The following is a 24,449-nucleotide window of genomic DNA, read 5'->3' as shown; positions in this document are numbered from 1 at the left end:
AGCGTTACCGCGCCAACCCGTTCCCCCTGCTTGCACTGCCCCTCAGCCGCTTCCCGTGACCCCTTTATGGCCCCAGCCAAGGAAAGACGAATATGAGCTTCGATCACCGCAAATACCGCCGCTCCCCCGTGATCAATCTGGCGGATCGCCAATGGCCCAACCGGGTGATGGAGCGGGCGCCGCTCTGGTGCGCAGTGGACTTGCGTGATGGCAACCAGGCGCTGGTCGAGCCCATGACGGTGGCCCAGAAGCTGCAGATGTGGGCACTGATGGTGCACATTGGCTTCAAGCATGTCGAGGTGGGCTTCCCCGCCGCCTCCCAGCCGGATTTTGACTTTGTGCGCGAGCTCATCGAGCGGGACCTCATCCCCGAGGATGTGACCATCCAGGTGCTGGTGCAGGCCCGGGAAGATCTCATCGCCCGCACCTTCGAGTCCCTCAAGGGGGCCAAGCGGGCCATCGTTCACGTCTACAACTCGGTCAATCCGACCCAGCGCAACTATGTGTTCAACTCGGGTCGGGAAGGGGTCAAGGCCATCGCCGTGCAGGGGGCGCGCTGGGTGCGCGACTATGCGGCGAAGAACCCAGGTACCGAGTGGAGCTTCCAGTACTCCCCCGAGAGTTTCAGCAGCACCGAGGTGGAGTTTGCGGTGGAGGTGTGTGACGCCGTCATCGACGAGTGGCGCCCTGCCGCCCGCCCCATGATCCTCAACCTGCCGGCGACGGTGGAGGTGAGCACTCCCAATGTGTTTGCGGATCAGGTGGAGTGGTTCTGCCGCCACCTGAAGGCACGCCCCGAGGTGAGCATCTCCATCCATACCCACAACGATCGGGGTTGCGGGGTGGCCGCCGCCGAGCTGGCGGTGCTGGCGGGGGCGGATCGCATCGAAGGCACCCTGCTTGGCAACGGCGAGCGCACCGGCAACATGGACATCGTCACCATGGCCATGAACCTCTACAGCCAGGGCATAGACCCGGAGCTGGACTTGTCTGATATGGACGCCATCGTCGCCACCGTCGGGGCCTGCACCCAGATTGCACTGCACCCGCGCCACCCCTATGCGGGGGAGCTGGTCTACACCGCGTTTTCCGGCAGCCATCAGGACGCCATCCGCAAGTCCCTGGCGGCGCCCAAACCCGACGCTTACTGGGACGTGGCCTATCTGCCCATTGATCCTGCCGATCTCGGCCGCAGCTACGAGGCGGTGATCCGCATCAACAGCCAGTCCGGCAAGGGCGGCGTTACCTATCTGCTGGAGCGGGATCTTGGCCTGCAACTGCCGCGCTGGCTGCAGATCGACTTCAGCCGCCGGGTCCAGGCGCAGGCCGAAGCGAGCAGCAGCGAAATCAGCCCTGAGCAGATCCGCGCCCTGTTCGAGCAGCACTATCTCGAACCCGTCCATGGCTACCGTATCGGTCGCTTCCAGCTGGGGCACGACAACCAGGAGAACCTGCGCCTCGAACTGCAGACGCCGGATGGCGGTGTGCAGCTGAGTGGCGAGGGGGAGGGGGCCATCACGGCACTGGTCAACGGCTGGGAGCGTCATACCGGGATGCACATCGACGTGCTCGATTACTCGGAGCATGCCCTCAGTGCCGGTACCGAGTCCCGGGCTGCCGCCTATGTGCTGCTCAGCATCGATGGCGTGCGCCACTGTGGCGTCGCCGTGGGGCGCGACGTGGTCAACGCCTCCCTGCAGGCGGTGATCAACGGTGCGGCGCAGCATCAGGCTCTGCGCCAGAGCGCCTGACCGTTCATTGCGGGCCTGTGCGGCCCGTATTTGTTCCTCGGCAATCCCCTGGCCTTTGTGGTGAGGGGATTGTTTTTTATGGAAAATCTGGTTCACAATACGAGCATTGAACGGCCTGGACTGCACCATGGCGGCATGTGCCCGCCCATGCTGGCAAACACCCGGCTGTCGCGGGCTAGCGATGCCTTGGAGCCAGAGAGATGCTAAAGACTCCCCTTAAATTATCCATACACCCAAGCCGCTTTTCGTCTCTCTCCCGTGGCCGCCGCATCGCTCTCATGCTGCTGCCCTGCCTGCTGCTGTTGACGGCGGGATGGGATGGACTCTCTTTTGCTCTGCTGCCCCAGCACCACCTCTATACCATCGGGGGCATGGCCGAAATCATCAATGTCTTGACCCTGCTATTCATGTTCTGGGTCGTGCAGTGTGCCAGCCTCTCCCGACGCTCCTATCTCTACCTCTCCACCGGCCTCTATCTGTGGCTCGTCTCGGGCGCCATCGACGTGATGGACGAGGTCTACTTCCAGCCTTGGTGGCTCTCGCGGGTGGAGGATTGTCTGCGCTCTCTGGGGATGCTGGCGACGGCATGGGGAGTCTTGCTGATGGTCAAGCAGATGTACGACACCCAGGTGCGTCTGGCTTCGCTCGCCATGTCCGACGAGCTGACCGGTCTGTCCAATCGCCGTTCTTTCAGTGCCGTGCTCGACTCCCAGATGGAGACGGGCACCCCGCTGCTGTTGCTGGATCTGGATCATTTCAAGCAGGTCAATGACCGCCATGGTCACGGCACGGGTGACAATGTGCTGCGGGAGTTCAGCGCCTTGCTGCGTCAGCACTGTCCGGCGGAAGGGATCGTCGCGCGGCTCGGGGGAGAGGAGTTTGCCATCTGGTTGCCGGGGCTCGCCATCGGCAAGGGGGGCGAGCTCGCCGAGCAGATCCGGGCCGCAACGGAGCGTCTGGTCATGACGGACGGGATCAGGGTGACGGTGAGCGTGGCGGTCGGCATCTGCCTCGAAGGGGAGAATGCGGAGGCCCTGGTGAAACGTACCGATCTTGCCCTCTATCGGGCCAAGCATCTGGGTCGCAACCGGGTTGAACTGGCCTGAGAAAACGGCATTCTGCGGTGCTCATCCCCACAGGGTCGCATGAATGCGCGCCTTCTGATCCTTTTCCCAATCCACTACAATGACCGCCTGTTTGCGTTCGGGGCCCCTCATCCGGGATGAGGGACCCGACCCCTTCTGCTCACCGGAAGCCTTCATGACACTTTCTCCCCGACCGCTGGGCTCGGCCCACTCGCTTGTTGCCTTGTCCCTCTTGTTGGCCGCCCTGCTGGCAGGCTGTGCCAGCGAACCTGGCGTCCCCGCGAAAGAGGCCGCCGCCATTGCCAAACAACCCAAGGCCATGCAGCCCCGTCAGCCTGCTGACATGAAAAACCGCATCGTGCGCTTCCTGCCGCGCCAGGTACCGGACAAGCAGGGCTGGGCCAACGACGTGGTGACGGCCCTCTCGACCCAGAACATCACGGTGAGCGATCACAATGTCTGCAGCGTGCTGGCGGTGGCGGAGCAGGAGGCGACCTATCAGGCCGACCCCGTGGTCCCCGGTCTTGGCAAGATTGCCTGGAAGGAGATCAACCGGCGGGCCGGCAAGCTGCTTATCCCGGAGTTCGTGGTGCGCTCGGCCCTCAGCATCAAGTCCCCCACGGGCAAGTCTTATGCCGAGCGCATCGACAAGTTGCGCACCGAGCGGGAGATGAGCGAGATCTTCGAGGACATGATAGGCACAGTGCCCATGGGCAAGACCCTGTTTGGCAACCTCAACCCTGTGCACACCGGCGGCCCCATGCAGGTCAGCATCGCGTTTGCCGAGGCCAATGCCCGTGGTTATCCCTATCCGGTCAAGGAGTCCATCCGTCACGAGGTGTTCAGCCGTCGTGGGGGCATCTGGTTTGGCACCAGGCATATCTTCGGTTATCCCGCCGACTACCCGGACACCCTCTATCGCTTCGCCGACTTCAATGCCGGCTGGTACGCGAGTCGCAATGCCGCCTTCCAGGCCGCCGTCAGCCGGGTGAGTGGCAAGACCCTGGCGCTGGATGGGGATCTCATCCGCTATGACTCCGACAAGCCTGGCAACACGGAGCTCGCGGTCTACAGCATCGCGAGCCGCCTCAGCATGAGCCAGAACGCCATTCGCCAGAGCCTGCGACTGGGGGACAGCGAGAAGTTTGCCAAGACGGATCTCTACAGCAGGGTTTTCACCCTGGCGGACAAGCAGGCCGGCACCCGTCTGCCGAGGGCCATATTGCCCGGGATCCAGCTCAAGAGCCCCAAGATCACCCGCAACCTCACCACCGCCTGGTTTGCCAAGCGGGTGGATGACAGGGAACAAGCCTGCGTGCGCAAGCTGGCGACTATCCAGTGATCATATGGAGTCATTCAGTCAGTGATATCGCAAGGGCGCCAGTGGTCGCCCTTGCCAGTTAAGGTCAGGCCCGGCTGGGATCATGGAAGGGGCAGAAGAGGTTCTGCAGGCGGGCAATGGGGGAGAGTCGCCTTCGGTAAAAAAAAGCCCCTGGGCGGGGCTTCGAAGTATGAAGTCTTACGTCATGTTTGACGGCGTGGTGCCAGGCTGGTGACTGAGCTCAGCCCTGGCTCAGGCCCTGAACATGCCCCTTGCTGTCGCTGACGCAGCGCCACAGTTTGGCATCATTGGGGGCTTTGATATCGACGCCGGTAGCGGCCTGGGAGAAGGAGACGTAATCGACGATCAGCTTGCTCTGGGCGACGCCGCTTTTCTTGGCGACGGCCTTGAGGCAGGCGGCTTCCGCTGGCTTACTTTCTGCTTTGCTACCGTTGTAAACCGCAGGCGTTGCGTTGGTGGCCTCGGCCTGGCAGATGCCATTGGGGCCGTGCGCGATGGCGTAACTGATGGCCAGTTCCCCCTCGGTGGTGATAGATAGGGTGGTTTTGCCGGATTTCGCCTCGTAGTAGCTGGGGCTGAATTTGGTCAGGGCGGCTTTTTTGCCGTTGATGGTGACGACGCCTGCATTGGCTGCCGCCTGGATATTGCCGGGGCAGCTGGCATTGAAATCTGGGACCTGAGCCTGGACAACGCCAGCCATGGCCAAAACGGACAAGGCGATGAGAGCATTTTTCATGAATTAACCTCAATAAAGCGACAAGGGACAACAGGGCTCGGTGCATTGACTCGGCAATCAATGTGTTGAGTTCAAGGGAGTGGCTCGATAAGCGTTGAATGTGCCCCGTTGAGGGCGAAATCTAGCAGAGCTGTGGCATAAAGAGAATAAAGGAAAGGAGAGGGGTAAATATATATTCCATACGGTTGTTTGTTGGTTTTTTAGTATTTATTGATTTTTAATCAATCGCTTTAATTGATATTCATTGCCGTTTGGTGAGATGGTTTCGTGAATGTGAACAACACTGTCGCACCGAGCTGAAATATAATCGGCGGCGATAAGAAATATTACCGTTTTATTCTGAGTGATGATTTAGATGAGTATATTTCAATACTTATATGTTGCATACATCAATGACGTGGCAAATAAACATCACTACATGTTGATTAATTAATGTGGCGTTTTTTGGGATACATCAGAAGCTCATCGCCAAGCCAACGGAGTAACCGTGGGTGTTGTTGCTGAACATATAGCGAGCCACCAGGCGGGTGCGAGTCACGAAGATATCGTATTTGCTGCTATCGAGTTCGAGCCCAAGCCCCAAGGAGTTGAGGCTGTTGAAGCCGAGCAGTCCCCGCTGCTCTCCCAGGTATTCGGTGCGAGCCCCTTCCAGCACGTAGCGCAGGGGGCGGTCAAGCAGGGTCCAGTCCCACATGGGGGCGCGGCGGCGCAGATAGAGTCCCAGGTTTTCCGCCTCGGCCTGCCCTTTGACGCTGGGACTGGTGCCGGAAAAACTCTGCAGATGCTGGTAGGAGTAGCGCAGCTCCACGTCGATGTCCTGCGGCTTGGAGAAGAGCTCATAGTCCAGCATCAGGGCCCCCCCGAGGCCATAGACGTTGAGTCGGCCACCATCGAGAAAGTCCAGGCTCTTGCCGGTCTTGTGCCGGATGAAGAGGGCGCCGAGGCGCAGATCGCTCGCCAAGGTACCCAGGGTAAAGTTGCCGATGGGGCGCAGCACCAGGTTGCCGCCCCATTTGTCCTTGTGCAGGGTGAAGTCCCACCCTATGCCACCGGTGGCGGTCAGGCTGTTCCACTTGGTGGGAATGGTGCGGGTCTCGTTACCATCGCTGAACACGAACTGGGGATCGTAGCGACTGTAGCCCAGGGTGCCTTCCAGATAGATGGGCACCTCCGCACTCATGGTGGCGCCGCCCCCGAACTGGGTGATGGTCAGCGCCGATTTTTCCCCCGTGCCGCCCCCTATGTCCAGGTTGCTGGCGGTGATGTCGGGCACCACTGTGTAGCTCATCAGGGAGACCACGGCATTGGCACGGCGCTGTACCAGGGATTCATCATCGGCATGGGCCGCGAGACTGAGCAGCCCCAGGCTGGTCAGAGAGAGGGCTTTGCTGTCAAAAAATGGGGTCAACGCCATACCTTGCTCCGTGGGTATCCTCGTCCGATGAGGCGTCCTTACACTGTAATGGTTTTTGGTCGCCTTGGCAGCGGGCAGCAGTGCCAACTGACTATATTCTTTGCCAAATCTCACGCTGGATCAGCGGCATGCGTCCCCTTGTGTGCTGGCTCGGCATGTCTGTGCGGGAATGCCAAAAGCCCACATAAATCGCAGACATTAATTTATTGTTCAGTTCTGCGGGTGTATAACGGGCCTCCCACAGGGATAGTTGGGGTTGCTATCAGGGAAGAATGGCCAGCTGGAGCCCTTGGGTCTCCATGACGGATGTGCAGTACGTTGATGGGAGTCACACCGGATGCAGGACATGCTGCTTGCCATATGGCATCAGGATTTTGAACAGCTTATACAAATGCAAGCCATCGGCTTGCTCGTCACCTGTCTGGTGGTGATCCTTTTTCTCGAATCGGCCTTCGTCTTTTTGCCCCTGCCGGGTGACAGCCTGGTACTGCTGGCCGGTGGCCTGGTGGGGATGGGGGTGCTCGGTCCCGAGGTGACCTTCCTCTATATGCCCCTCGCCGCCGGGCTCGGCAGTCTGGTGGCCTATCTGCAGGGGCATGCCCTGCATGGCACCTCTTTCATGAGTCACGTGGAGCGAATGATCCCGGAGGGGAGCCTGCCAAGAGCCTCCCGCCTGCTGGACAAATACGGCTTCTGGGCCATGTTCGTCTCCCGCTTCATCCCCTTCGTCAGGGTGCTGACGCCCATGCTGATGGGGGTCTCCCGTCTGCATCTGCCCAAGGTGATGGTGGCCAGCTTTGCCAGCGCCTTCCTCTGGGCCCTGGTGTTGAGCCTCATCGGCAAGTTCGTGATGGCGACTCCGGTCCTGGCCAATCACCACGAGCTGCTGACCAAATGCCTGCTGGTGACGTCGCTAGCCCTCTTCGTCATCGCCGTCGCCGCCATCGGTTTTCGTCTGCTCAAGCGCCCGACCAACCGCATTCGCTGACCCGCCGATGCAAGCAGAGGGGGCCGGCGCCCTCTTTGCATTGCTGGCGCCAGCTTCCCGCACGCGGCAGGCGCCTGGTAAAAATAGCGGCCATTTGAGGCGGCATTTTCCTCGTCTATCTGTTACACTTCGCGCCCGCGATTTCCGGCTCACACTCTGACTTGATGTCAGGCCCAGCCGTCCGTGGCCACTTGCCTCGCGATGCCGAGCCATCCATCCACTCAAGCCAATCACAACCCAGCTGGAACACAGGAACCCAATATGAGATTTGAATCGTTCGATTTTGCCCCCGAGATTTTGCGCGCTATCTCAGATTGCGGTTATCAGGAGATGACCCCTGTGCAGAGCCAGGCGATCCCGACCATACGCCGTGGCCGCGACGTGCTGGCCAGCGCCCAGACCGGCACCGGCAAGACCGCCGCCTTCGCGCTGCCCATCCTGCAGCGCCTGCTGGACAACCCGGCACCGATACAACCCTCCAACGCCCGGGTGCTGATCCTGACCCCGACCCGCGAGCTGGCAGCTCAGGTGGCGAGCAACATCAATGACTTCGCCAAGTACCTGGATATCAGCGTGCTGACCATCTATGGCGGCGGCAAGCAGGACGTGCAGGCCAAGAAACTCAAGGCGGGGGCACACATCATCGTCGCGACCCCGGGCCGCCTGCTCGAGCACCTCACCGCCTGCAACCTGAGCCTCTCCGGGGTGGAGTGTCTGGTGCTGGACGAAGCGGATCGCATCCTCGACATGGGGTTTAGCGCCGATGTGCAGCAGATCCTTCAAGCCACCAACAAGGCGCGCCAGAACCTGCTGTTCTCCGCCACCTTCTCCGATGCGGTGCGCAAGCTCGCCAACCTGATGCTGGACAGACCGCAGATCGTCAGCGTCAACAAGCAGAACTCCACCGCCGACACCGTCAGCCACACCGTCTATCCGGTGGAGCAGAAGCGCAAGCGCGAGCTGCTCTCCGAGCTCATCGGCAAGCAGAACTGGCCCCAGGTGCTGGTGTTCGCCAGTACCCGCGAGAGCTGCGATGAACTGGTGACCGAGCTGAACCTGGATGGCATCAAGTCCGCCGTGGTGCACGGGGACAAGGCCCAGGGCAGCCGTCGCCGCGCCCTGCGCGAATTCACCGAAGGCAAGCTGCGGGTGCTGGTGGCCACCGAAGTGGCCGCTCGCGGTCTGGATATTCCGAATCTCGAATACGTGGTCAACTACGATCTTCCCTTCCTCGCCGAGGATTATGTGCACCGTATCGGTCGTACCGGCCGTGCCGGCAAGAGCGGCATGGCCATCTCCTTCGTCAGTCGCGAGGAGGAGCGCACCCTGCTGGAGATCGAGGCGCTGATCGGCCAGAAGATCCGCCGCATCATGGTGCCGGGCTACGAGGTGAGCAGCCGTGACGATCTGATCAAGCAACTGCAGGAGCGCCGTCGCTTCGGCAAGCGTCCCCAGCGGGAAGACAACGCCGCCGCCCAGGCCATGGCCGAGAGCAAGCTGCAGGGTCAGCGTCTCAAGCGTCTGGCCGCCGCCAAGAAGCCGCGCCAGCCGAAATAAGGCGCGCATGTTGCCCCTTGCCTCGCGGGGGCCTGGTATTCAAAGGCGCCACTGGCGCCTTTGTGCTGTCGATGACTCAGCGGTTGGCCCGCACTCTGTTTGAAGGACTCGTGATGACCACTCCCACCTACAATCAGGCCCTGTTCGACATGGCCAGCCAGAGCCTGGCCGAACTGGCCCGCACCGGCGAGCAGAAAGCCGGCCAGCGCACCCCGGCCCAGGAGAGCCACTTCCTCTGCACCTGGATGGCGGATTCGCTCAAGGAAAAGCGCTTCTCCCGGCTGGTGATGGAAGATTTGAAGACCTGGATCCAGCAGGGGCGTACCCTGGGGGCGGGGGCCGATCTGAAAGGATTGCTGGAGCGCATCGTCTGCCAGTACGGCCGCGCCATGAGGGATCCGGCCGGTCTCGGCACCAGGCTCGCCGCCCTGCTGGCCGAGTTGGAGGAGGCGGGTTGGTTAGTGTTTACCGACGTGGAGGTGGACGCCAAGCTGCGTCTGCAGGGGCAGGGTCAATCCAGCCTGGTGATCTCGCGTCGCGAATACGAGGAAAACATCGAGGGTGGTGAGCTGGTCAAGCCCCTGACTCTCTACGTGCGCGGGGATGAGGCGCATCTCGCCGCCGCGGCCTTTGCCCAGGGCCTGCTGCTGAGCCAGGGCAACAAGAAGACCACCCTGGTCAAGCATCACAAGGCCTATCGACTGGTGCCGGACAACGCCCAGAGCGCGCTGGCGCTGCTGGCCCGGGTCAGTGACTGATCACTCGAGGTTTTTCCCTTGCATCGACCCCGGCCCGCGCCGGGGTTTTTTATGGGCAGCAGTGGGCAAGGGGCTAACGAGTTGAGGCCATGGCGCCCCCGCGAAGGCCCGTTTTTGTCGCAGCATGGGGGCGAGGGCGAGGCTCCCCCCTTAGATGGACGTCGTCCCCCATATGGAGGGATGGTGGCGCAAAACTTCTGCTCTAGGGTGAACAGGCCCCAAAGAGGGCCGAATGAAGTAAGGAAGCAAACCGCCTGATGGCGCAACTCAATGAATGAGGAAATCCGATGAAAGCAACTCCCATCGCCCTGCTGCTGGCCGGTATTCTGGCCTCGCCACTCTGCGCTGCCGCCCTCGATGCCCGCCTCTCCCTGGTGGAGGGCAACGCCGAGGACGTGCGGGTCAACCTGACGCTGACCAACACCGGCGACAAGCCCGTCCGCCTGCTCAAATGGCAACTGCCGGGCGGCGAGGATGCCCCCCTGTTCGTGGTGGAGCGTGACGGCCAGCGGGTTGGCTATGAGGGGGCCCTGATCAAGCGGGCTGCCCCGACCGACAAGGACTACCAACTGCTCAAGGCTGGCCAGAGCCTGACGCTGCAGGCGGAGATCTCCGGTCTTTACGACATGAGCGTCCAGGGCCAGTACCACATCCGTTATCAACTGCCGACCCTGGCACAGGGCAGTGGCGTCGCCAAGGCCAAGCAGGCCCAGGGGAGTGAATCGAATACCGTCAGCCTCTGGGTGGAAGGGGTGAGCGACGAGCGGCTGCAAGCCAGGGCCGCATCGTTGGCCGAGCCCCAGGCGGTGACCGCCTCGGTGAGCTTTACCGGACGCTGTACCAATACCCAGAAGAGCAACATTCTGACGGCTCTGGATGCAGCCAGCAGCATTACCAATAACTCAAGCAGCTATCTGGCAGTGGATAAACCCAGCGGGCAGCGCTATCGCAGCTGGTTCGGTGCCTATGATGCCTCCCGCTGGAACCAGGCCGAGGCGAATTTTAGCAAGATCAAGGATGCCATCGACAACAAGCCGCTCACCTTCGACTGCGGCTGCCAGCAGAGCTACTTCGCCTACGTCTACCCGGATCAGCCCTACAAGGTCTATCTGTGCAAGAGCTTCTGGACGGCCCCGGTCAACGGGACCGACTCCCGTGCCGGCACCATCGTTCATGAGTTGAGTCACTTCACGGCGGTGGCGGGCACCGACGATCTGGGTTACGGTCAAGGCAACGCCCGCAACCTGGCGAGCACGGATCCGCAAAAGGCGCTCAACAACGCCGACAACCACGAGTATTTCGCCGAGAACACCCCGAGCGAAAATTGATGGATGATGGGGCCGCAAGGCCCCTTTTTGATGGAGGCACCATGATGACACTCTTGATCACCACCCTCGCCCTGGCGACCCCCCTGCAGTGCGAGCTGTCGGTCAAGGCCGAGAGCGCGGTGAACGAACCCCTGCCGCTGGTGATGACCTTGACCAACCAGGGGGAGGGGCCCATCGAGGTATTGAGCTGGTTCACCCCCTTCGAGGGCTGGTTCGCCGATGCCATCGACCTGCGTCTCGAGGAGAACCCGATTGCCTACCGGGGGCCGCTGGCCAAACGCGGCGCTCCGGGGCCCGACGACTTCTTCATTCTCGGGGCCAATCAGCGCAACCAGGCGGATGCGGATCTGACCCAGGTCTATGATCTGTCGCTGCCGGGCCAGTACCACCTGAGCTATCGCCCCCAGTCGCTGACCCTGACCCAGGGGTTTGCTCCCAGTTGCCCCGCCATCAGCTTCACCCGGGTGGCTGCGCCTTAACCGGCCACCCGCTCACCTTCAGTTGCCAGCAGTCCCACCGCGCGGGCGGCCACGGCCAGGTAACGGGACGGGTGAGGAGTGCTCGCCTGCTCCCGCCAGCAGCAGTGCACCAGCTTGATCACGTGATCGTCCCGGCTCGCGATCGCCAGCGGCAACACCTGCTCCCAAGTCAGCCCTGCAACGTCCGGCCAGCGTTGGATTCCCGGCGCCGGTGCTCCGACCGTGATATAGGCTGCGGCCACCGCCTGCCACACCAGAGTCTGCCAGCGGCCTTTTAGCTCATCGGGCAGATGGCGAGCGACGATGGCGGCGGCCCGGCTGCCGGTCACCAGATTAAGCACGGTGAAATTGCGGGTCTGCCAATAGAGGGATAGGGCTGCTTCGGCCAGTTGCGTCAGCATATCGCCATCGTCATCCAGCGTGCGCGGCAGTGAGTCCGGCCAACGCGGATCCGCGGCTACCTGACGCAAACGGGCGGTGATCCACTCACTGGGCCAATGTGACCCCTCCCATTGCGCAGACAGGCTCCCCAGCAGAGCGGAGATATCTCGGCAAGCCACTCCCACACCCTCCGGCAATATCAGCGGCTTGCAGCGCCAGGCGGCCAGCGCCGCGGCCTGCTCGCCAAGATGGTCGTTCTCCAGGGCGCAAGCGAGTCGAATAAGTGGATGAAAGGCGCCACCGGCGGGGGAGAGACCTTCTTCCAGCAGGGTTTCGAAGGTGGGCAGCCAGCCTTCCCCGGCCATTCGAATGGCTAGCCGCTGGCGTTGCTGCACGAATTGCTGTTCCTCTTCCCCCAGTGCAGGCGAGCCAGCGGGCAGGGCATGGGTGCGCTGCCAGTGGTTGAAAAATTGCCTCAACTGCAGCGGGGTCGCGCCCATCTCGTGCAGGGCGTGCAGCGCCATGGGGCAGTGATTGGTGGTATCACGGCCGTTGAGGGCGAAGGCCTGGTTGGCATCGAGCAGGGCATGGAGATTATCCATAATCGTTTGACTCCTTTTGTCGGGGGAGACAGGATTATGCAAGTTCAAGTTAACTTGAGATCAAGGACGAAGATGGATCGCAAATGGCTGGCCATCGGCCAGATAGCCAAACGCGCAGGGGTCAATGCCAGCGCCCTGCGTTTCTACGAGGAAAAAGGTTTGCTTGGCAGCGTGCGCAGCGAGGGAGGGCGGCGGCTCTACCCTCAGGATGCCCTGCGCCGTATCGCCTTCATTCGGGTGGCGCAGAGCGTGGGACTGAGCCTTGGGGAGATTGCCGAGGCCCTGGCCGGGCTGCCCGATGGCCGCACACCGGATCGCCACGATTGGAATGGGATCGCCGGCCAGTGGCAGGCGTTGCTCGATCGGCGTATCGAGACCCTGCAACTGATGAAACGCAAGCTCGGCGCCTGCATCGGTTGCGGCTGTCTGTCGCTGGAACATTGCGCCCTCTACAACCCGGAGGATAGGGCAGCCCACCAGGGAAGCGGCCCTCGCTATCTGCTGGGGGATCAAGCACCCACCGAGGATTGACCATGCAAGAGATGGATTGGCTAGGCCACGGTGCACTGGAAGCAGATTGTTGCGCTTTATCCTTCCTCTGAGGCGCATATAAAAAACAACCCCGCATGGCGGGGCTGTTTTTGGGGTAGGGGTTTCGAGCGGCCGCTTACACGGCCAGGTAGTCCATGATCCCTTCGGCGGCCTTGCGGCCCTCGTAGATGGCGGTGACCACCAGATCCGAGCCGCGCACCGCGTCGCCACCGGCAAACACCTTGGGGTTGCTGGTCTGGAAGGGGTAATCCGCCTGCTCGGGGGCCTTGATTCGATCCCGGCTGTCGAGGGCGATGCCGTATTCCGCCATCCAGGGCTGGGGGTTGGGCTGGAAGCCAAACGCCATCACCACCGCATCGGCGGCCAGCACCTGCTCGGAGCCTTCGATCACCACAGGGTTGCGACGACCGTTGGCATCGGGGGCGCCAAGGGTCGTGCTCACCACCTTGATACCGCAGGTGCGGCCATGGGCGTCCAGTTCAACCCCGATGGGTTGCAGGTTGAACATAAACTCCACCCCTTCTTCCTGGGCGTTTTTCACTTCCCGCTTGGAGCCCGGCATGTTCTCGGCGTCACGGCGATAGGCGCAGATGACCTTGTCGGCCCCCTGGCGGATGGCGGTGCGCACGCAGTCCATGGCGGTATCGCCGCCGCCGAGTACCACCACCTGCTTGCCGGCGAAGTCGATGTAATCGGCCTGGGCCTTCTCGAAGCCGAGCAGGCGGTTGGCGTTGGAGATGAGATAGGGCAGGGCGTCATAGACACCCGGCGCAGTTTCGTTCTCGAACCCGCCCTTCATGTACTTGTAGGTGCCGACCCCGAGGAAGACCGCATCGAACTCGCCGAGCAGATCTGCGAAGGTGACATCCTTGCCCACTTCGGTCTCGAGACGAAACTCGACGCCCATGCCCTCGAAGATCTCGCGCCGGCGCTGCATCACCTCCTTTTCCAGCTTGAAGGAGGGGATGCCGAAGGTGAGCAGGCCACCAATCTCGGGGTACTTGTCAAATACCACTGGGGTGACGCCGTTGCGGGCCAGTACGTCGGCACAGGCGAGGCCGGCCGGGCCGGCACCGATGACGGCGACCCGCTTGTCGGTCTTCACCACCTTGGAGAGATCCGGGCGCCAGCCCATCTCGAACGCCTTGTCGGTGATGTACTTTTCGATGTTGCCGATGGTGACGGCACCGAAGCGATCGTTGAGGGTGCAGGCCCCCTCGCACAGTCGGTCTTGCGGACAGACACGGCCACACACTTCCGGCAGGCTGTTGGTCTGGTGGGAGAGCTCCACCGCCTCCAGAATGCGCCCCTCGTTGGCCAGTTTCAGCCAGTTGGGGATGTAGTTGTGGACCGGGCACTTCCATTCGCAATAGGGGTTGCCGCAGTCGAGGCAGCGATCTGCCTGCATGCCGACCTGGGCCTGGTTGAAGGGCTCGTAGATCTCCACAAACTGGATCTTGCGGATCTTGAGCGGCTTCTTGGGCGGGTCGACCCGCTGGACATCGATAAACTGGAATACGTTCTGGCTCATAGGGTTCCCTCCTTATTGCGCCTGGATTCTGAGTTCTGCACTGGAACGGCTGGTGTGACCGAGCAGGGACTTGACGTCGCTGGACTTGGGTTTGATCAGCCTGAACTTGGGCACATAGGAGTCGAAGTTGGCCAGGATCTCCTCGGCGCGTGAGCTGCCTGTCTCGTTGAGGTGCGCCGTGATGATGCCGCGCAGGTGCTCCTGGTGGATGGCGAGGTCCGCCACGTCCAGCAGTTCCACCAGCTCGGGGTTGGTGCGTTTGGCAAAGTTGCCGCACTCGTCCAGCACATAGGCGAAACCGCCCGTCATGCCGGCCGCGAAGTTGACGCCGGTGGTGCCCAAAATGGTCACGATACCGCCGGTCATGTACTCACAACCGTTGTCACCGATGCCCTCGACTACCGCCAGGGCGCCTGAGTTGCGCACCGCGAAACGCTCCCCTGCGGTTCCCGCCGCATAGAGTTTGCCGCCGGTGGCCCCATAGAGACAGGTGTTGCCGATGATGGCCGCCTCGTGGGATTTGAAGGCCACGCCGAGGTGGGGTTTGACCACCAGCTTGCCGCCGGTCATGCCCTTGCCCACGTAGTCGTTGGCATCCCCGGTGAGTATGAGTTCGAGGCCGCCCGCGTTCCAGACGCCGAAGCTCTGGCCGGCGGTGCCGTTGAAGTGTACCCGCACCGGATCCGCCGCCATGCCCTGGTTGCCGTGACGCTTGACGATTTCCCCTGACAGGCGTGCCCCCACGGAGCGGTCGGTGTTGCGGATGTCGTAGCGGAACTCGCCGCCGCTCATGTTCTCTACCGCGCCCAGCAGATCCTCAACCATCTGGAGGTTGAGCGGCCCCTTGTCGAAGGTGGGGTTGTGCTGCTGGCTGAACAGGCTGGAACCCGCCGGTGCCACCGGGCTTGCCAGCACGCCGGACAAGTCCAGCTTGGACTGGCGGGCGGTGAGGCCGGGCAGGGCTTCGAGCAAGTCGGTGCGACCGATGAGGTCGGTGAGCTGGGCGACGCCAAGCTCTGCCATCAGCTCGCGGGTCTCCTCGGCGATGAACTGGAAGTAGTTCATCACCATCTCCGGCAGGCCGGTGAAGTGCTCCCGGCGCAGCTTCTCATCCTGGGTCGCGACGCCGGTGGCGCAGTTGTTCAGGTGACAGATCCGCAGGTATTTGCAACCGAGCGCCACCATGGGGCCGGTACCGAAACCGAAGCTCTCGGCGCCGAGGATGGCCGCCTTGATGATGTCCAGACCCGTCTTGAGACCACCGTCCACCTGCAGACGCACCTTGTGGCGCAGACCGTTGGCGACCAGCGCCTGCTGGGTCTCGGCCAGACCCAGCTCCCAAGGGGAGCCGGCGTATTTGACCGAGGTCAGCGGGCTTGCACCTGTGCCGCCGTCGTAGCCGGAGACGGTGATGAAGTCCGCGTAGGCCTTGGCCACGCCGCAGGCGATGGTGCCGACGCCAGGCTCGGACACCAGCTTGACCGACACCAGGCAGTCGGGGTTGATCTGCTTAATGTCGAAGATGAGCTGGGCCAAGTCTTCGATGGAGTAGATGTCGTGGTGCGGCGGCGGGGAGATGAGGGTCACGCCGGGCACGGAATAACGCAGCTTGGCTATCTGTGCTGTCACCTTGTCACCGGGCAGCTGCCCCCCTTCGCCGGGCTTGGCGCCCTGGGCGACTTTGATCTGCACCACGTCCGCGTTCATAAGGTAGTGGGGAGTGACGCCAAAGCGCCCCGACGCCACCTGCTTGATGCGGGAGTTCTTCTCGGTGCCGAAGCGCTTGGGATCTTCGCCGCCTTCACCGGAGTTGCTCTGACCGCCGAGGCGGTTCATGGCGATGGCGAGCGCCTCATGGGCCTCGGGGCCCAGGGCACCGATGGACATGGCGGCGGAGTCGAAGCGCGGGAACATCCTGGCCGCGGGTTCCACCTCTTCCAGAGCGATGGGCGTCGTGCCCTTTTTCAGGGACAAGAGGTCGCGCAGGGTCGCCACCGGGCGCTCGTTGACCAGACGGGCGTACTCCTTGTAGTCGGCGTAGTTGCCGGAGCGCACCGCCACTTGCAGGGTCTGCACCACGTCCGGGTTGTAGGTGTGGTACTCGCCACCGTGGACGAATTTGAGCAGGCCGCCCTGAGTGAGCGGCTTGCGGCCGAGCCAGGCCTGGCGGGCCAGATTGACCTGATCCTGCTGGATATCGGCAAAATCGGCGCCCTGGATGCGGCTCGATACGCCGCGGAAGCAGAGCTCCACCACCGCCTTGGAGAGGCCGATGGCTTCGAACAGCTGGGAGCAGCGGTAGCTCGCCACCGTGCTGATGCCCATCTTGGACATCACCTTGTAGAGGCCCTTGTTGATGCCGTTGCGGTAGTTGAGCATGGCCTGGCGCAGGCTCATCTTGAGCACGCCTTCCTCGACCTGTTTGGCCAGAGTCTCGTAAGCCAGATAAGGATAAATGGCGGTTGCACCGAAGCCCAGCAGTACGGCGAACTGGTGCGGGTCGCGTACGCTGGCGGTTTCCACCAGAATGTTCGCATCGCAGCGCAGATTGTTGTCCACCAGGGTGCGCTGCACCGCCCCCACCGCCATGGCGGCCGGGATGGGCAGGGTGTCCTGGCTGATGTCTCTGTCCGACAGCACGATGAGCACTGTGCCGGCGCGGGCCGCGTCGGCGGCTTCACGGCAGAGGCGCTCGAGGGCCGCCTGCAGCCCCTCTTCGGGCTGGTAGTTGAGGCTCAGTACCGCGTGGCGGTAGTGCTCCCCTTCCAGGGCCAGCAGCTGGTGGAAGTCGGAGTAGAGCAGGATCGGCGACTGGAACAGCACCCGGTGGGCGTGGCCGAAGGTCTCGTTGAACACGTTCTGCTCGCGGCCGATACAGGTGGCCAGCGACATGACGTGGTTTTCCCGCAGGGGATCGATGGGCGGGTTGGTCACCTGGGCGAACATCTGGCGAAAGTAGTCGTACAGGGTGCGCTGGCTGGAGGAGAGCACCGCCATGGGGGTGTCATCCCCCATGGAGCCCACCGCCTCCTGGCCGTTCTCGCCGAGCACGCGGATCACCTGATCCAGCTCCTCGTAGGAGTAGCCGAACAGCTTCTGGTAGGTCTTGAGGCGATCGTCCGGGAACTCGCGGGCACCGGTGCTGGCGTCGTCCATCTGCTCGAACGGCACCAGGCGCTTGCAGTGCTTGTCCATCCACTGCTTGTAGGTGTGACGGCTCTTGAGATCGTCATCGATCTCGAAGCTGGTCCAGATCTTGCCGTTGCTGGTATCCACCACGAACAGCTCGCCCGGGCCGACCCGGCCCTTCTCCAGTACCTCGTCCGGGGTGTAGTCCCAGGTGCCCACTTCGGAGGCCAGGGTGATGAACTTGTCCTTGGTGATGACGTAGCGGGCCGGGCGCAGGCCGTTGCGGTCGAGGGCACAGGTGGCGTAGCGGCCATCGGTCATGACGATGCCGGCCGGGCCATCCCAGGGCTCCATGTGCATGGAGTTGAAGTCATAGAAGGCGCGCAGATCGTCATCCATGTTCGGGTGCTTCTGCCACGCAGGCGGGATCAGCAGGCGCATGGCGCGGAACAAGTCCATGCCGCCGGCGAGGAAGAGATCCAGCATGTTGTCGAGGCTCGAGGAGTCCGAGCCCGTGGTGTTGACGAAGGGGGCGGCTTCCTGCAAGTCCGGAATGAGCGGAGTGGCAAACTTGTAGCTGCGGGCCTTGGCCCACTGGCGGTTGCCGGCGATGGTGTTGATCTCGCCGTTGTGAGCCAGGTAGCGGAACGGCTGTGCCAACGGCCAGCGCGGGCTGGTGTTGGTAGAGAAACGCTGGTGGAACACGCAGATGGCGGCCTGCATGCGGATGTCGGCGAGATCCAGATAGAAGCGCGGCAAGTCCACCGGCATGCACAGCCCTTTATAGACGGTGACCAGGTTGGAGAGACTGACCACGTAGAAGTAGTCGTCGCTGATGCGCTTCTCGATGCGGCGGCGCACGATATAGAGGCGGCGCTCGAGATCCTTGTCGACCCAGCCCGGGGGGGCGTTGACAAAGACCTGTTCGATGCTGGGCAGTGAGGCCTTGGCGATGGGACCGAGTACATTGGTATCGATGGGCACCTTGCGCCAACCGACCAGACTCAAGGTCTCTTTCTCAAGCTCCTCGTCGATGATGTCGCGAGTGGCCTGGGCCAGGACGGGATCCGGGTTCAGGAACAGCATGCCGACCGCATAATTGCGGCCAAGGTGCCATCCCTTCTCTTCGGCGACAGCGCGATAGAAGCTGTCCGGTTTTTGCAGCAGCAGGCCGCAGCCATCGCCAGTTTTGCCATCGGCGGAGATACCGCCGCGGTGCTGCATGCGAGCCAAGGCTGACATCGCGAGACGGACAAGCTTGTGGCTGGCTTCCCCTTCCATGTGGGCCAACAGGCCGAAGCCACAGTTATCCCTCTCCAGCTTTGGATCATATAGTGACATTGCATTTCTCCCTTGCTCGGCCTTCCATCGCTCTGTCATCGACAGACTGCATAAATTGCGATTGGCTCTTGTGGTTCCGTCCGCCTGAGGTGGCGAATCTCCAAACTAATGGGAATTTTCGGCAAGGTCAATTGGACATCCCTGCTGTTTGCAATGTTACATCGGCATAACAAAATGCGGGATTGGGGGGGTAATTCTGATTAAACCTATATATTAATCTGATATTTATTTAAATAGTGGTTTTTTGCTCTGTCAGTGGTGGGTTTGGTGGTTGACTGCATCGTGCCCGTTTCCTGTAGTAATCTTACCAATTCATCTCGTCAGGGGAGGGCGGGGATCACATTTCAGGATCCTGTGTCTTGCATTTACAGATTGCCGGGCTATATGGAAATTATTCATGATTAACAGTTGTTTATAGCCACTCCCGGTTTACCGCTGGCAACCTTGCCGGGAGAGAGAAGGTTTCCAAAAGTACCCTGAATAGCATGGTTGTGTATATTTATTCGTGAATTGATGAATGTTTATATGATTTCTGGCCAAAGAGAGGCTTGATCCAGCTCACTCCCTCCCAAGGACCTAGCCCTTACAATGTCGCCTCATCACGGAGGCGTCATGCAGTTACACGAACTCATCAATACATTCGGCCAGGATCTCAAGCAGCGTCATGGCCAGAAGATCCATAAACTCTCCATTCACGGTGCCTTTACCTGCCCGAATCGGGACGGCACCCTTGGCCGTGGCGGCTGCACTTTCTGTAACGTCTCCTCTTTTGCCGACGAGTCGGCCCAGCAGCTTTCCGTCGTGCAGCAACTGCTGGCGAGGCGGGATGAGGTGACCCGCGCCAAGCGTTATCTCGCCTATTTTCAGGCCTACACCAGTACCTACGCCGAGGTGGAGTACCTGCAGCGCATGTATGAAGAGGCGTTGTCGGTGAGCGACATGGTGGGGCTCTGTGTCGGCACCCGCCCGGACTGTGTGCCGGATGCGGTGCTGGACTTGCTGGCCGGCTATCAGGCGAGAGGCTACGAGGTGTGGCTGGAGCTCGGGCTGCAGAGCGCCAATGACAAGACGCTGCAGCGGATTAACCGGGGTCATGGCTATGGCGCCTATGAAGATGCGGTGCGCCGCGCCCATGCCAGAGGCATTAAAGTGTGTGCCCACCTCATCGTCGGTCTGCCGGGGGAGGCGGCCATGGACAGCCTGGGGACTCTGCACCGCATCGTCGAGACCGGGGTGGAAGGGATCAAACTGCATCCGCTGCACGTGGTGGAGGGGAGCACCCTTGGCAAGGCCTGGCAAGCAGGGCGTCTCGTGGTTCCGACCCTGGAGGAGTATGTTGCGGCAGCGGTGGCCATGATCCAGCACACTCCTCCCGAGGTGGTGTACCACCGCATCTCGGCATCGGCCCGCCGCCCGACCCTGCTGGCGCCTGCCTGGTGCGAGAATCGCTGGACGGCCATGGCCGATATCGCGGCGGAACTGAGTCGCATGGGCCCCCAGGGGGCCAGCCTGGGTCGACCCTTCTCCCTGCTGGGCACTAATGAGCAGTCACTCTAATTTCATCAAAAAAACAGGGGCTTATTAGAAGAAATTCAGTCTTTGCGGTATAGTTTCATTCAAGTCGCCTTGTTATCATGGTCGGCTTGAAAAATACATTGTTATCAATAAGCTTGTAGTGTTTACGAATCGGACAGGACGCGTCGGTATTCGGGCCGCCACCTCACGCCATCCGGGTTTCATATCCGGGGCCAGATGAGGGAGTGAGGCGCGTCATGGAAAGTCCTGTCACCGTGCGCTAATCAGGTTGTCGATCCCGGGGTCTGTACATGATGTCTTTTGCCGATCCCCGCCGCCTCGGGTGGCGACACTCCCGCGACAACCGTTTGAAATCATATTTAACGGGATGCTATGCAAGCAGAAACTAGCCGTATTGATGAGCTACTGGAATGCCTGGTCTTCTTGACCCGCTTTTATGGCGTACCCAACAGCCAGGATGCCCTGACCAACGGCTTGCCGCTGGTATCCGGCCGTCTGAGTACCGCACTCTTCAGCCGCGCTGCCGAGCGGGGAGGGCTCTCGGCCCGTGAGGTGATCCAGCCGCTCGAAAACATCTCTTCTCTGCTGCTGCCCTGCGTGTTGCAGACCCGCAACGGCGGGGCTTGCATCCTGCTGGAATGGAGTGAAGACAGAAGCCAGGGCAAAGTCATCTTTCCCCAGGCCGGTGATGCCGCCCAGTGGGTGAGCGTTGCCCAGCTCGGTGACGAATACAATGGCCGATGCTTCTTCGTCAAGAAGCAGTTCAAGTTTGACGAGCGCTCCCCCAAGGTCCTGGAGACCCGGGATGGCCACTGGTTCTGGAGCACGCTGTTCGAGTCCCGTGGTATCTATCGGGACGTGCTGATCGCCTCCATCCTCATCAACCTGTTTGCGGTGGCCAGCCCCCTGTTCACCATGAACGTCTACGACAAGATTGTGCCTAACCTGGCCTTTGACTCCCTCTGGGTGCTGGCGGTCGGGGCCATGGTGGTGTTTACCTTCGACTTCGTCATGCGCCAGTTGCGCAGTTACTTCATCGATATCGCGGGCAAGAAATCGGACGTGTTGTTGTCGGCCAAGATCTTCGCCAAGGTGATGGGGATGAAGATGGAGTCGCGTCCCGCCTCGACGGGGGCCTTTGCCAAACACCTGCAGGAGTTCGAGTCGGTGCGGGAATTTTTTACCTCCGCCACCGTCTCCACCCTGATTGATCTGCCCTTTGCCATCTTCTTCCTGTTCATCATCTGGATCTTCGCCGGTGTCATGGTAGTGGTCCCCATCGTCGCCATCCTGATCCTGGTTGCCTACAGCTTCTATATTCAGGAGCCCCTCAAGCAGTCCATTGAGGAAGGCTCCCGTCTCGCCTCCCAGAAGAACGCGAACCTCATCGAGAGCATCTCAGGCCTTGAGACCGTGAAGATCTTCGGCGCCGAGAGCCTGTTCCAGCACCGCTGGGAGCAGGCGGTATCCCATATCTCCACCTGGGGTGTGCAGACCCGCCGTATTACCAACTCCATGTCATCACTGGCGAGTTACATCCAGCAGGTGGTGACCGTGGGGCTGGTTATCGTCGGGGTCTATCAGATCTCGGAAGGATTGGTGACCATGGGGGGCATGATCGCCGCCGTCATGCTGTCGAGTCGCGCCATCGCGCCCATGGTGCAACTCTCCGTGCTCTCCACGCGCTATAACCAGGCCAAGTCGGCCCTCGAGATCCTCGAGAAGATCATGATGACCCCGGGGGAGCAGGAGGAAGGCAAGCAGTACATCCACCATCCGGTGATCCAGGGGCGCATCGAATTCGAGAATGTCTCCTTCAAGTACCCGGGGATGGAGAGCAGCACCCTGCACAACATCTCCCTGCGCATCGAACCCGGCGAGAAGGTGGCCATCATCGGCCGTATTGGCGCGGGCAAGACCACGCTGGAGAAGCTGCTGATGGGTCTCTATCGTCCGACCGACGGCTCGGTCAGGCTCGATGGTTTTGAACTGGATCAACTGCCGCCGGCGGCCATCCGCCGCAATATCGGCTGTGTGCCCCAGGACGTGACCCTCTTCTTTGGCTCGGTGCGGGACAACATCATGCTCGGCAACCCGCTGGTGGATGATGCGCGGGTGATGCGCGCCGCCAAGCGCGCCGGGGTGACCAATTTCACCAACCGGGATCCCAACGGGCTGGACAGACAGATAGGTGAAGGTGGACGCCAGCTCTCCGGTGGCCAGCGTCAGGCCATCTTGCTGGCTCGCTCCCTGCTCAATGATCCACCCATCCTGGTGATGGACGAGCCGACCTCCAACATGGACAACCAGTCCGAGATGCTGGTGAAGCAGGAACTGGCGCGGCTCGGGCCCGAAACCACGCTGATCCTCATCACCCACAAGACCTCCATGCTGGATGTGGCTTCCCGGGTGATCGTGGTGGAGCAGGGCCAGATAGTGGCCGATGGTCCCAAAGAGGTGGTATTGCAACAATTGAAGGAAGGCAAGGTACGCGTGCAGGAGACGGCCCATGGCTAACAACTGGTTCAAGAAAACGGCCCCCGACACCGTCCTGCCTTCCCCGGAACAGCTGGAGTTCGTGGATGACGGGGCCGCCGCCGTCCTGCTGACCACGCCGACCCGTGCCAGGGTTCTGCTGTGGGCCTGCTTCCTGTTCTTCGTGAGTGCCATCGTCTGGGCCGCCTGGGCGAAGCTCGATGAAGTCACCGTGGGCCAAGGCAAGGTGATCCCGTCTCGCCAGCTGCAGGTCATCCAGAACCTGGAAGGGGGGATCGTCAAGGAGATCTTCGTCAAGGAAGGGGACATCGTCGAAAAAGGGGAGCCTTTGCTGCGCATCGACGACACCCGCTTCAAGTCGGATTTTCGGGAGCGTGAGCAAGAGCTGGTGACCCTCAAGGGGGATATCGCCCGTCTGCGCGCAGAGATAAAGAGCGTGATCGTAAAGAATGAGCCGAATCTGGGCTGGCGTGAGCAAGTGGTCATCGACAAGCAGCCCATCGTCTTCCCGGATGGCTATGAGAATGTGTTCGCCGAATATGCGAACCGGGAGAAGTCGGTTCAGAACGATCGTCTCAACAATCTGCAGAACCAGCTTTATATCCTTGGTCAGCAGATAGAGCAGAAAGAACAGGAAACCATAGAGCTCAATGCCAAGATCCGCACCGTGAGCCGCAGCGTCGACCTGGCGCGTCAGGAGCTCAACATCAGCCGTCCGCTCGCGAAAGAGGGGATAGTGCCTCAGGTGGAGCTTATCAAGCTGGAGCGGCAGGTGAACGAGATGCAAGGGGAGCTGGAAGCCAATCGCCTGCTGATCCCCAAGCTCAACTCTGTGCTCCGTGAAACCATCTCCAAGCGCAATGATATCGCCCTGAAATTCCGGGCCGACTCCCAAACTGAGCTCAACGAGCGTCAGGGCAAGTTGGGTCAGCTCTCAGAGGGGCAGGTCGGGCTGCGTGACCGGGTCGATCGGACCAGCGTCATCGCCCCGCTCAAGGGCACCATCAAGAAACTCAAGATCAATACCCTGGGGGGCGTCGTGCAGCCCGGGATGGATCTGATGGAAATAGTACCGCTGGAAGATACCCTGCTGGTGGAGGCCAAGGTCTCGCCGAAGGACATCGCCTTCCTGCGTCCCGGGCTCGAGGCCGTGGTCAAGATAACGGCGTACGATTTCACTGTTTATGGAGGTTTACATGGCAAGGTTGAACAGATAAGCGCGGACTCCATTCAGGATGAGGAGGGCAACTCCTTCTATCTGGTGCGGGTCCGAACCGAGAAGAGTTATCTGGGCGATGAGCTTAACGCACTTCCCATCATCCCCGGTATGTTAGCCAGTGCAGATATCATAACTGGTAAAAAAAGTGTCTTAGACTACTTGCTAAAGCCGATCTTGCGGGCTAAGCAGTCGGCACTGAGAGAACGATAAGCCAACAATCTAAA

Annotated in this window: 17 protein-coding genes; 12 read left to right on the top strand and 5 right to left on the bottom strand. The window is 61.3% G+C overall.

Annotation, left to right across the window (positions count from 1 at the left end; translation table 11 throughout):
* The first annotated feature begins 92 nt into the window (after window positions 1-92).
* From leuA to VZC39_RS12585, 3 genes are all read left to right on the top strand, one after another.
* Window positions 93-1,751, top strand: a complete 1,659-nt coding sequence (leuA, locus tag VZC39_RS12595; RefSeq protein WP_349918360.1) for a 2-isopropylmalate synthase — start codon at window positions 93-95, stop codon at window positions 1,749-1,751.
* A 278-nt stretch (window positions 1,752-2,029) separates the two neighbouring features.
* Window positions 2,030-2,857, top strand: a complete 828-nt coding sequence (locus VZC39_RS12590) for a GGDEF domain-containing protein (RefSeq protein WP_349918358.1) — start codon at window positions 2,030-2,032, stop codon at window positions 2,855-2,857.
* Window positions 2,858-3,011: 154 nt separating this feature from the next.
* A complete protein-coding gene (locus VZC39_RS12585) occupies window positions 3,012-4,178 on the top strand; it encodes a DUF1615 domain-containing protein (protein ID WP_349918356.1) in 1,167 nt (388 codons plus the stop codon).
* Between the two features lie 220 nt (window positions 4,179-4,398).
* On the opposite strand, the gene VZC39_RS12580 is transcribed toward VZC39_RS12585, so the two are convergent.
* Window positions 4,399-4,914, bottom strand: coding sequence for a hypothetical protein (locus tag VZC39_RS12580; protein ID WP_434662909.1), 516 nt, complete (start codon window positions 4,912-4,914; stop codon window positions 4,399-4,401).
* Window positions 4,915-5,368: 454 nt separating this feature from the next.
* On the bottom strand, window positions 5,369-6,328 hold the full coding sequence (locus VZC39_RS12575; protein ID WP_349918354.1) for a hypothetical protein: 960 nt from the start codon (window positions 6,326-6,328) through the stop codon (window positions 5,369-5,371).
* A 337-nt stretch (window positions 6,329-6,665) separates the two neighbouring features.
* Here VZC39_RS12575 and VZC39_RS12570 point away from each other — a divergent pair, with 337 nt between their 5' ends.
* From VZC39_RS12570 to VZC39_RS12550, 5 genes are all read left to right on the top strand, one after another.
* Window positions 6,666-7,316: a DedA family protein gene (locus VZC39_RS12570; protein WP_349918353.1), complete on the top strand. Its 651-nt coding sequence runs from the start codon at window positions 6,666-6,668 to the stop codon at window positions 7,314-7,316.
* Between the two features lie 261 nt (window positions 7,317-7,577).
* The gene (locus VZC39_RS12565; protein WP_349918352.1) at window positions 7,578-8,873 is read left to right on the top strand and encodes a DEAD/DEAH box helicase; all 1,296 of its coding nucleotides are present in this window, start codon (window positions 7,578-7,580) and stop codon (window positions 8,871-8,873) included.
* Window positions 8,874-8,986: 113 nt separating this feature from the next.
* Window positions 8,987-9,631: a DUF2913 family protein gene (locus VZC39_RS12560; RefSeq protein ID WP_349918350.1), complete on the top strand. Its 645-nt coding sequence runs from the start codon at window positions 8,987-8,989 to the stop codon at window positions 9,629-9,631.
* A gap of 287 nt (window positions 9,632-9,918) precedes the next feature.
* Window positions 9,919-10,959 (top strand): M35 family metallo-endopeptidase, encoded by a 1,041-nt coding sequence (locus tag VZC39_RS12555; RefSeq protein ID WP_349918348.1) that lies wholly within the window; start codon window positions 9,919-9,921, stop codon window positions 10,957-10,959.
* 41 nt (window positions 10,960-11,000) lie between these two features.
* Window positions 11,001-11,438, top strand: coding sequence for a protease (locus VZC39_RS12550; protein WP_349918347.1), 438 nt, complete (start codon window positions 11,001-11,003; stop codon window positions 11,436-11,438).
* Here the strand turns inward: VZC39_RS12550 and VZC39_RS12545 are convergent.
* Entirely contained in the window at window positions 11,435-12,421 is a 987-nt protein-coding gene (locus VZC39_RS12545; protein WP_434662904.1) for a questin oxidase family protein, read from the bottom strand. The genes VZC39_RS12550 and VZC39_RS12545 overlap by 4 nt on opposite strands.
* A gap of 72 nt (window positions 12,422-12,493) precedes the next feature.
* On the opposite strand from VZC39_RS12545, the gene soxR reads away from it, so the two are divergent.
* The gene (gene soxR, locus VZC39_RS12540) at window positions 12,494-12,952 is read left to right on the top strand and encodes a redox-sensitive transcriptional activator SoxR (protein ID WP_349918344.1); all 459 of its coding nucleotides are present in this window, start codon (window positions 12,494-12,496) and stop codon (window positions 12,950-12,952) included.
* A gap of 136 nt (window positions 12,953-13,088) precedes the next feature.
* On the opposite strand, the gene VZC39_RS12535 is transcribed toward soxR, so the two are convergent.
* Entirely contained in the window at window positions 13,089-14,504 is a 1,416-nt protein-coding gene (locus VZC39_RS12535) for an FAD-dependent oxidoreductase (RefSeq protein ID WP_349918342.1), read from the bottom strand.
* 12 nt (window positions 14,505-14,516) lie between these two features.
* The gene (gene gltB, locus VZC39_RS12530; protein WP_349918341.1) at window positions 14,517-18,974 is read right to left on the bottom strand and encodes a glutamate synthase large subunit; all 4,458 of its coding nucleotides are present in this window, start codon (window positions 18,972-18,974) and stop codon (window positions 14,517-14,519) included.
* Between the two features lie 612 nt (window positions 18,975-19,586).
* Between gltB and VZC39_RS12525 the strand changes: the two genes are divergently transcribed.
* The 3 genes from VZC39_RS12525 (at window position 19,587) to VZC39_RS12515 (ending at window position 24,435) form a co-directional block, all read left to right on the top strand.
* Entirely contained in the window at window positions 19,587-20,531 is a 945-nt protein-coding gene (locus VZC39_RS12525; protein WP_434662901.1) for a TIGR01212 family radical SAM protein, read from the top strand.
* 351 nt (window positions 20,532-20,882) lie between these two features.
* Window positions 20,883-23,027 (top strand): type I secretion system permease/ATPase, encoded by a 2,145-nt coding sequence (locus VZC39_RS12520; RefSeq protein WP_349918338.1) that lies wholly within the window; start codon window positions 20,883-20,885, stop codon window positions 23,025-23,027.
* Complete coding sequence (locus tag VZC39_RS12515) at window positions 23,020-24,435, top strand: HlyD family type I secretion periplasmic adaptor subunit (protein WP_349918336.1); 1,416 nt, start codon at window positions 23,020-23,022, stop codon at window positions 24,433-24,435. The genes VZC39_RS12520 and VZC39_RS12515 overlap by 8 nt, the downstream gene beginning before the upstream one ends.
* Window positions 24,436-24,449: the final 14 nt, after the last annotated feature.

It is taken from the genome of Aeromonas sp. NJAU223 (assembly GCF_051125555.1).
In the GTDB taxonomy this organism is placed as follows: domain Bacteria; phylum Pseudomonadota; class Gammaproteobacteria; order Enterobacterales; family Aeromonadaceae; genus Aeromonas; species Aeromonas veronii_G.
This window is presented reverse-complemented; position numbering and strand designations above follow the sequence as displayed.